Here is a 2,918-nt window from a genome sequence, read left to right as displayed (position 1 = left end):
TTTACAATGACTTTACCATCAAACCCTCATTGCTCAACCTCTATATCATCAGCGATCGCTGCCTTTATCTCTGCTTTAGTAATTATGTACTATATTTAGATGCGTTCCCCCTGGCATCAACAATTGATGAGTTTATCCAAAATGAATTGAACTTAGAAGGAATTCCACCAGAATTAATGCGCTTGGGAATTGAACGATTGCTTCAAAATTCGCCACTCAAATATAAATTCGACGGTAGCTTGAACAGTAATCAAAACTAACATTTTCAGGAGAGCAATATGCAATCAGTTCTTAACCTTTCGCTCCCTCTTAAACACAACTTGCTCATTGGTGCGCCTTGTGCTGGCAAAGATGTTTTTGCTAATCAGTCCATCAAAAGTATCAAGCAACAACGACCAAACCTCAAGGTTTATGTAATCGACATCAAAGCCTATTCCAGCAAAAGCCAATACTCTTCTTGCGCTGACATTTTGTGGATTCAGGACTCTTCTGCTGTCGTCACAGATTCGGATGTAGAAAAATTTGTGGCGTGGATACGGCACTGTTTTACTGAATTTGAGTCTCTCGAAGGTGAAAAATTACTTGTTTTACCAGAGAGTACGTTGATCTTTCACTTTTTTGGTCAAAACAGAAACAACAGAACTTGGTTGGCGAATAAAATCATCAATTATTTGTGCTTAGGGAATGCGGCGGGTATCTATATTTGGTTGCTTGGATCAAGTTTCTTCGCCAGCGAAACGGGAATTAGCCGACAGTTTTGGGTGTCCTTCAATCCAGTTTTGATTGTTCACAAGGATAATCTTGCTCTTTACAACTATCTTCTGGGTACAGATTTTCTTCCCAAAGATTGCAGGCTGAGTGCGGAGAGAATTAGAGCGATCGCATCCCAGTCACCCGTGGGTAGGGCTGTTTACCACGATGGTCAGTGGTTGCCAATGCCGGAGCTTGCTCTTGCCCAGTAACAGAGAAGAGCATCAATCAGCAGTTGTTGATGCTCTATTTTTTTCAATTTATAATTCAACCAACCTTATGCAAGAACAAAATCAAAATAATCATCCACTCAGCCCTTTTTCTAGGGTTGCCAATAGCATTGTGAAGCTGATTAATAGTATTTCTCAAAGCTTTCAACTTCAAGAGCGTGAACTTTTAATTCGGAAACAATGGGTAAATAATCTGGAAACCAGCAATTTGCTGAAAGAACAACAAGAATTTATCAATCAAGCTAATCAACGGATGCCCATACTGCTAACATCAAAGTCAAGATTAATAATTTTGGAAGCAATACTGGTTGCTCATGCCAGAGATGGACAGCCTATAGATGACGTGGTTACAGCAATTGAGGTATTGAGAAAGAATATCCTAGAATTAGATACTTCATCGAATGTCAACTTACAAAACCAGCCCCCCGTCCACCATCAACCCAAAGACCCAGTAATTACACATCGTCATCAATACGATTTCCCTATTTTGAGCGAAGTTGGTGGCTTAATTACTGATGCTCGGAACCTAATATTACTTGTCCCTTTGATTGCTGCTTTCTCTGCTTTAATTTTACCCATCACTAATCCCAGGCTTTGTAATTCATGGGAGAATTCTAGCGGTACTTATGAAAATAAAAGTTTGTATTGTCAATTTGTTAATAAGTTGAATAGCTTATTTTCTGATTATCAAAAAATGGAATAATCCACTCCATCAACACCCTGGAAACACAAGCTCTTCATCGGGGTTTCAACAGTGTGTTTGAGGCTGGTGGTGAAGGTCAGAAACTTCGGTGTGGGGGCGGTTGTTTCCAGGGCTTTGACAATTCGCAGTTAAGAACCAGGAGTTGCCATGAAATTTAAAAAATTCAATGGATGTGCCAAGTGGCAAGAAATTTCAGACTTGTTTGTATCTCTCAAGTCTGAGGCTCTTGGAACATTAAAAAGTAGTTCTCGAACAATTTGCGGGAAGGAGGTGTCCATTCAAGTTGAACCTCACCGAAGAGAACCCAATTGGAGAAGAATTTGGTTGGCTGTAAATGGATCAAAGGTTAGCGAAAGAGAGATTTTGCATTTAGTCGAAAACAAAATCGAAGACGAAGAACATGTGCTTGATAATCGTCTTGAACAGCAATTTAACGCTTTCGCATTGGAGGCTGGAATCGCTTTAGAGGTGGTAGCACCAGAACATTTTGACGACTCAGAAAAAACTTATTTCGTCGTTCCCCGTCACCCTGGTACTTATCACCTTGATGATGGTAGAATTGATTGCTACATTGCCATCAATTCTACTGTTGATCAGTATGCCTTTGGTGATTCGCCAGAAGAAGCATTATGCGGATTATCGACAAACCCATGCAAAGTTTAAGTTAAACAGCCCAGTATGCAGCGATCGCCTCAAAGGATGATCCGAGATATTCCGAGAAATCGAAGTTTTAGCCTTTTCCGACCAACTCCAGGTTTGTTGCTTTAATGTTGGGATAGACAATCAAAAACTATTTAATCAAAATACTTACTATTAACCAATCAAAAAATCAAGTTAACTCTCCAATTTTAGAATTGGAAAACCCGAAAGAAAAGCTAGAACGTGAACTAAGCAAGCCTGAACTAATCCATTACTATTACCAGCGATTGGCTCTAATTCAAAACCCACATCTCCGCGCCAACCCCAACACCAAAGATTTCCCAGAAGTAAAAACAGACCCACAAAAGTTTGCTGCTTTTGACCTCGCCGTAGAGCTTCATCGGGCTGGCAGTTGCCCGTGGGTTGGGTGAAGGATGTTAGACAGGGTATTTGCCCTTGCATCTTGTTGGAATTGCCCCGAACTTACCTGAATCAGCAAGAAGGCTCACACCTACCCGATAGGGAGGTGTTGAGATGAATTGCGAGTGAGTCGAGTTGCGTAGTCTTGACGATTTTGAGCGTAGCGAAAACAGGAA

The 2,918-nt window shown here is 40.7% G+C and carries 5 protein-coding genes; all 5 read left to right on the top strand.

Annotation, left to right across the window (positions count from 1 at the left end):
* Positions 1–260, top strand: a 260-nt coding sequence (locus H6G77_RS35260) for a hypothetical protein (protein ID WP_190874147.1), incomplete at its 5' end; no start/stop codon positions are given.
* A gap of 18 nt (positions 261–278) precedes the next feature.
* Positions 279–962 (top strand): hypothetical protein, encoded by a 684-nt coding sequence (locus H6G77_RS35255; RefSeq protein ID WP_190594527.1) that lies wholly within the window; start codon positions 279–281, stop codon positions 960–962.
* Positions 963–1,029: 67 nt separating this feature from the next.
* Entirely contained in the window at positions 1,030–1,683 is a 654-nt protein-coding gene (locus tag H6G77_RS35250) for a hypothetical protein (RefSeq protein WP_190594528.1), read from the top strand.
* A 147-nt stretch (positions 1,684–1,830) separates the two neighbouring features.
* Positions 1,831–2,346: a hypothetical protein gene (locus H6G77_RS35245; RefSeq protein WP_190874146.1), complete on the top strand. Its 516-nt coding sequence runs from the start codon at positions 1,831–1,833 to the stop codon at positions 2,344–2,346.
* Positions 2,347–2,537: 191 nt separating this feature from the next.
* A complete protein-coding gene (locus tag H6G77_RS35240; RefSeq protein ID WP_190594530.1) occupies positions 2,538–2,753 on the top strand; it encodes a hypothetical protein in 216 nt (71 codons plus the stop codon).
* Positions 2,754–2,918 lie beyond the last annotated feature (165 nt).

The sequence above is a fragment of the Aulosira sp. FACHB-615 genome (assembly GCF_014698045.1).
In the GTDB taxonomy this organism is placed as follows: domain Bacteria; phylum Cyanobacteriota; class Cyanobacteriia; order Cyanobacteriales; family Nostocaceae; genus Nostoc_B.
This window is presented reverse-complemented; position numbering and strand designations above follow the sequence as displayed.